The sequence below is a fragment of the Ruegeria sp. BF6 genome (assembly GCF_056538665.1).
Map to the genome: position 1 here is coordinate 1 of NZ_JBQFTN010000035.1, position 5,789 is coordinate 5,789.

At 53.8% G+C, this 5,789-nt stretch carries 5 protein-coding genes and 1 tRNA gene; all 6 read right to left on the bottom strand.

What is annotated here, in order from left to right; all coding sequences use genetic code 11:
* Positions 1 to 91, bottom strand: a 91-nt coding sequence (locus ACR0IM_RS24305) for a sugar phosphate nucleotidyltransferase (RefSeq protein WP_480595140.1), incomplete at its 3' end; no start/stop codon positions are given.
* A 119-nt stretch (positions 92 to 210) separates the two neighbouring features.
* Complete coding sequence (locus tag ACR0IM_RS24310; protein ID WP_480683470.1) at positions 211 to 942, bottom strand: metallophosphoesterase; 732 nt, start codon at positions 940 to 942, stop codon at positions 211 to 213.
* A 114-nt stretch (positions 943 to 1,056) separates the two neighbouring features.
* A complete protein-coding gene (locus tag ACR0IM_RS24315; protein ID WP_480597245.1) occupies positions 1,057 to 1,578 on the bottom strand; it encodes a hypothetical protein in 522 nt (173 codons plus the stop codon).
* A 393-nt stretch (positions 1,579 to 1,971) separates the two neighbouring features.
* Positions 1,972 to 2,796, bottom strand: coding sequence for a hypothetical protein (locus tag ACR0IM_RS24320; RefSeq protein WP_480597242.1), 825 nt, complete (start codon positions 2,794 to 2,796; stop codon positions 1,972 to 1,974).
* Positions 2,797 to 2,870: 74 nt separating this feature from the next.
* Positions 2,871 to 4,727: a galactosyltransferase-related protein gene (locus tag ACR0IM_RS24325; protein WP_480597240.1), complete on the bottom strand. Its 1,857-nt coding sequence runs from the start codon at positions 4,725 to 4,727 to the stop codon at positions 2,871 to 2,873.
* A 971-nt stretch (positions 4,728 to 5,698) separates the two neighbouring features.
* A tRNA-Met gene (locus tag ACR0IM_RS24330) sits at positions 5,699 to 5,775 on the bottom strand.
* Between the last annotated feature and the right edge of the window lie 14 nt (positions 5,776 to 5,789).

The following is a 5,789-nucleotide window of genomic DNA, read 5'->3' on the forward strand; positions in this document are numbered from 1 at the left end:
GAGACACAAATTGTTTAGGATAGCTCTTACGCGACAAGGGCCACAAACGGGTTCCAGAACCTCCGCAAAGGAGGATGGGCGTAATCAACATCGTATGCTCTAAATCCGATCTAATTAAGATCGGTTCTATTCAATGTGACTTGCCATGACAATGTTTTGCACAGTAGCGGTCTGAAAAAGGTCCAATGCTGCCTTATTGCGGTCAGAGCTTCAGGGACGCGCCGTCAGGAACCTGGGCTCAGTTCCGTCCAGGCAGACCGCGCTCAGTACGCCTGTCGCAAATGCGCCGGTATCGATGGAAATACGCCCCTGCCGCGTTCCGGCGGTTCCAACGATTGTGTGCCCATGCACAACCCAGACACCATCGCGCCTGACCTTTGACTGAAACGACGGGTGACCCCAGACAAGGGCCTTGTCCGATTGCGCCTCGGGTGGGGCATCAGGATCGGCACCAGCGTGAACAACCAGCACATTGCCCGACATATCCCAGGTCTGCAATTCGGAAACCCACTGGCACAGCGCACCGCCCATCGCCTCCAGAAGCCTGTCGCGACAGTCCGTCAATTCGTCACCGTTCATCTCGGATCGGGCCCCGCGCACACCGAAGGAGGCCAGGGTCTGCAAACCGCCATTGCGCAGCCAGCGCGGGCCTTGCCCTTTGGGATCCCGCAGGAACTGCAACAACATCTCTTCGTGGTTGCCCATCAGACAGGTCAGGTCCGGGCGGGCGCTAATCAGGCGCAATACCTCGGCGCTGTGCTCGCCGCGGTCGATATAGTCGCCAACCAAAATGATACGATGGCCCTGCGGAACACCGGACAACAGTTTTTCCAGCTGAACGATACAGCCGTGCACATCACCGATCACGCAAAGCGGAGCGTCCGGGTTCGGAAGCAGGAAGGGTTCTCGCCGCCCGAACCGTTTGAAAAGCGATGTCAACACGATGCGATGGTCTCCTGACTGGTGGGCCGCAACAGGTTCCGGCGGGGCAATCTGGTGTCGGTTTTTTTGATCCGGACGTGATACCCTTGCGGTGAACTCTGGGCAAGCCCAGCCTCAGGCGGTCCGGCATGCTGGCACGCCCATTCGTATGAGTTCACTGCCTTTAACCTTGTGGACACCGTTTATGCGATTGCGCGCAGTTGTCATGAACCATGATTTCAATGGTTCCGGATAGTAGTCGGCCATGACCTTACTGAAATAGTCGAAATCCTCGGGCGCTAACCTACGGCCGCTACGGGACGGGCCATGAAAACCAAATGTCGTATCGGGATCAACACAGGTACCGGGCAGCCCCAGAAACATCGTGCATGTTGAATAGCAGACGCGCCCGCGTATTTCGACCTGAATACCGTTGCGCTCAAGGTTTTCCAGCTCAGCCAGACGGTCATGCAAGTACCCACCGCGGTCGCTGCCCACGACAAACAGTTGCTGTGCCTCGACACGTGACGGAGCACTCACGGTAGTTGTCAGCGCGGTAACCGCCAACAGCGCCGTCAAAAACCGGACGGCACCACGGGTGGAGGATTTTCCGACACGCAGAGACGCCATGGTAAAACAGTTGAACAGGCTCAGCATGGTCGTTTCTCCAGCTCCAGGACTTTCTGGATCAGGACTAGAGAGTTGCGATGCCTCGGCTGTGTGCTGCTTGTGGCGAAACTTGGTCTTAAACTAATGTTTTAATATGGTTTTTACGTAAAATCTCCATTTTCTGTGCGTGCGCAGATTTGCCTGCGCGGAAACGCTTCACAGTATCAAATGAGACTTTGGGTAGTCGTTGGTTTTGACACTTACAGCCCGCACCGTGACCCGCGTATCTGCTCACGCGTAACGGCGCAGAGAGTCAAACTCGTAGGTAGCTTGAAATGGTGCGCTCAGAACCATACTGGCCCTGAAATGTGCCAATGATCCGGCGCGATACGCAGGGAAAATTCGGCTATGGGCTTCACCCGCTGGGCAGGCTGTTCTTGACTAGCTGGATTTCATTCGGCGTTTAGTTCGTCGCTGCAACCGCCAAAGATCTCTCCAGTAAGACGTCTGCCAGGGTGCGCTCAGGGCAACCTTCCACCACTTGCGTTGCTCTTGAAACAGCTTGTTTTCATAGTCCTTTTTCAAATAGCGCTTGGGCAACGCAATATGGATGTTGGGTGCAAGATTTTGAGCGTCGGCGGAGCTACCGGAATTGTTGGGCATCAGCATTGCGGCGGTTTGCATCGCCAGCAGACGTTTCAAATTCACATCAAGCGTCGAGGGGTGCACATAGTCGATGACCGGACCGGCACCATTGCCGCCGGCTTCCGCCCAGGCGTCGCCCAACTCGGTATTTGTGAAAACAACCGTGCTCTGCAGGGATTCCCAATCGCTGTAAAAACTGTTCCAGACCGCCGGGCGCACGACGTCGCACAACATAAACCCTTCGGCAAGGAACAGCATCGCCCAAAAGCTTGGCCAGGCGATCAACAGATCCTGTACGTCCTGTTCTGTCGCAGAAACCGGTGTGAAGACCACGATGTCCGCGATCTCGGTGATCAGGCTGACGCTGTACTCAGCTTCGCTCAGACTGGCTGCGGGCAGCCCCTTCGTGACGTGGACGATGCGAAGACCTTCAGCGGTTTTCTGGAACTGCGCAAGTTTGCCAAACGTTGCATGGGTGACCTGCGCTACACCGTTCAACCTGTAGGCATCGCACCAGTCGGATTGTTTCCGGCCGCCCAGAACGATAACTTCACTTACTTGTTGCTTGCACGCTGAAATGACACTCTCAACGGCTAAGCTCCTTGTTTCACTGTCATTCATTCAGGTTTACACTCTGGCGGATTTATTTCGTATATATTTCGACTTGGACGCATGTCCGAAGGTTCGAAGCGACATTAAAAATGTTGCCCCGATATCTCTAGCTTCTGGTTTTGAGACATTGAATGGGCGATTTCGGTGAATGAGCTCCAGTTGCTGCCCAACAAAAGCGGCGCCCGGGACAGCAAAATCACATCGGCAAGCGCATATTTGAGCTGCATTTCCGAGCGGTCGTACACCGTCCGTGGCAGGCTGGACACGCGATCTTTGTACTTTGCGGCAAATGCGCCATAGGATTCCGAGTTGTCCGAAGCCAGAAAAATTGTCGACTTGGCGGAGGATTCCAGCAACTCATCGATGCGCTTAAAGAAAAAGCCATAATGAGATCTGCTTCGGGCGCGTCTGGCAATCTCGTCTTCCGATTTGGACCAGTCACCGGGAACGTCACCATGAGGATCCGTGGCAGCGCCACCATTCATTCGGACGTGGACGGCGATATCGTTCGGATTTCTGACGGAATTGATCATATCCTGAACATCCGCACTTGGTTGAAGAGCGCGCAGGAAATCTTTTTCAAGCTCGTCGTAGGGCGCTCCAAAGGTGAACCTGTAGGCGGACTGGATGACAACGTCACGATTGGCGTGGACAAGCGAACTGGAATCAAAGGCATCCCGGAACGCCTTGCTCATCAGATCGACTTCCAACGCGTTTTCCGGGTTGTTGTCGCTGGTTTCCTCGAGAGCGCCATCAAAATCAAACAGCGACGTAAAACTGCAATCACAATGCTCGTCAGGTACCCAACGGACAACGAGGTCCCGGTCATGCACTTGTGCGAATGCAGCCCCCGAAGCAATCGCGCGCAGTCGATTGCCCAGCCCATGCTGAGCATCAACGATAAGTTTCGGCTTGTGGTGGCTGTGTCCAATCGGAACCGAAACTTCGTCATTTTTTTCAACGGATTGCAGAGGCCCGCTGCCGAGAGCCGCGATCGCGTCCTTCAGAGAGCGGGTCATCAGCGCATAGTCCACGGCCTCTCGGGACGCAGTGATTTTAACGCCATCGAAGACATCCTGTATCGCACCAATTGCGGCTTCGGCCCGCTCCAGCCGCGTCCCGATCAGGTTTGTATCTACGCCAAACGGGTGAGTCCGCCGCATCCGAATATCGCCACCTGAATCGCCCAACAGCCGGAAACCGGCCATTGGGCTACTGCTGTCCCAGGGCGCGGAAGACAAGGCAGTTTCACGGTTCAAAGAGATCCAGAACTGCGGAAATGCCTGTACCTCATCCCAGCCGGTTACCGGTTTGCTCTTGGGGCGGTCGATGCGCCTTGTGTCGGAATGGTCGATATGGCGAATGGTGTCGGGATCGACATCCACCCTTTCAACGCCAGAGTCCGTCAGGCGGTCGTACAGATCGTCGTCATCCCAGCCATAAGTCACAATCCGTTCGTTGAACCCGTTCACAGCCATCAGGTCCTCGCGACCAACAACGAAGAATCCGTTTACGTGGCTTTGGCCCGATTCTGCCTGCCGCCAGTTTCCTGCGGTCAGTTTCCCGACACCCATGGAGTTTCGGTTGAAAAACTCGACGTTGAGGATGATGTCGCTGTCAACTTTGACAATCTTGTCTTTTGTCGTCGCCCGGAAACCCACATTGTAGGCATGGGAGAGGATCCATGACCCTTCGTCTTCAACACGAAGAATACGGACGCGAGGGTCGCGAATCCCGGTCTGTTCGAGGGTAATCGCAACCGGAATTTCGGAACTCCAGTCCACGATGATAATCTCGTCGATCTCTTGGTGCACCAACCATGTCGGAAGGGTCTGCACCAGATGGTCATTTCTGTTCATGCAGCATGTAACAAGCGAATAACCCGGCTCTATCGCGGCGTCCGGCTCAAATTCTTTTCCGGCTTCTTCGAATTTGGGCATGTCCTGCCAAATCTCCGGGCGATTCAGTACTTCACTGTAAATAGAAGCCACTACCGCAGGGGATTTGGCGTTGCGAACTGAGAGCTGCGTTCTGATCACACTGCGAAATGCGTCCGCAGGCCGAGCCGTGCTGGATTCGTCGTTTGATGCTATTGCATCGCAGAGGTTTGCAACTATGTCCTTGGAAGATTGCATTTCTTTCCCAGTTCGAGATCTTGATAAACTACGACATCCAAATTACATCAGTGTCGCTCGTGACTTACCATCCTAGATTGTATTCAAAAATAGCCTTGGCACCGAGTACCTGTTTGCTTGAGCGTGTCAATCTCCAAAGGTAGTAAGTTTTTAGGACGGACCCAAGAACGCAACATCTATGAGCGGCGTTACGCCTGAATCATGCCATTGACAAGGTGCGTGAGTATCCCGTCACCCCGTAAGAAAGCAGAGCGCCGCCAAGACCGTACCGGACTGACCACCATTGCGCTTTCTAAGGAATCTAGGTTTGGTCCAAATAGTGACCACCAACATCCACGTACAAAATTGCACATAATTCCAGAAACTTAACCGGTTTCTCAAGGAAACAACAGCCGTGACATTCGGTTTTCGCCGCTGGTCGTGAGCTTTGTTAACCGTTCAAAATCGATAGCTGGAACCTCGCAGCCCACAAATCCGGAAGGTTGAAGCAATTGTTGACCAATGAACCAAATTGAACACGTCCATGTCATATGAGCGGAATCGAGCCGATACGAACACGGACCGCGTCTGACACTGTTTCGGTGTAAATCAACTGGTCCATTTGACCGTTTCTAGTTTGAACGTTCTGTTTGTGATTTTGGTTTTGGTTATAGGATTGGTGATAGGAATTGCGCCTCTTGCGTTCAGGTTATGATCCTGGCGAAGTTAAGACGTTAAGCAATTGATCCAGTGGATCAATTGTAGTGTGAACGGGCTGCTTTGATATTTTCCGACGCTGGTTGCGGGAGCAGGATTTGAACCTGCGACCTTCAGGTTATGAGCCTGACGAGCTACCGGGCTGCTCCATCCCGCGACACTTAGCGTTGG

What these genes read in the sequence shown, in the direction of transcription:
- ACR0IM_RS24315 (WP_480597245.1), bottom strand. Translation starts at nt 1,578, where the DNA reads ATGCTGAGCCTGTTCAACTGTTTTACCATGGCGTCTCTGCGTGTCGGA.
- ACR0IM_RS24320 (WP_480597242.1), bottom strand. Translation starts at nt 2,796, where the DNA reads ATGAATGACAGTGAAACAAGGAGCTTAGCCGTTGAGAGTGTCATTTCA.
- ACR0IM_RS24325 (WP_480597240.1), bottom strand. Translation starts at nt 4,727, where the DNA reads ATGCCCAAATTCGAAGAAGCCGGAAAAGAATTTGAGCCGGACGCCGCG.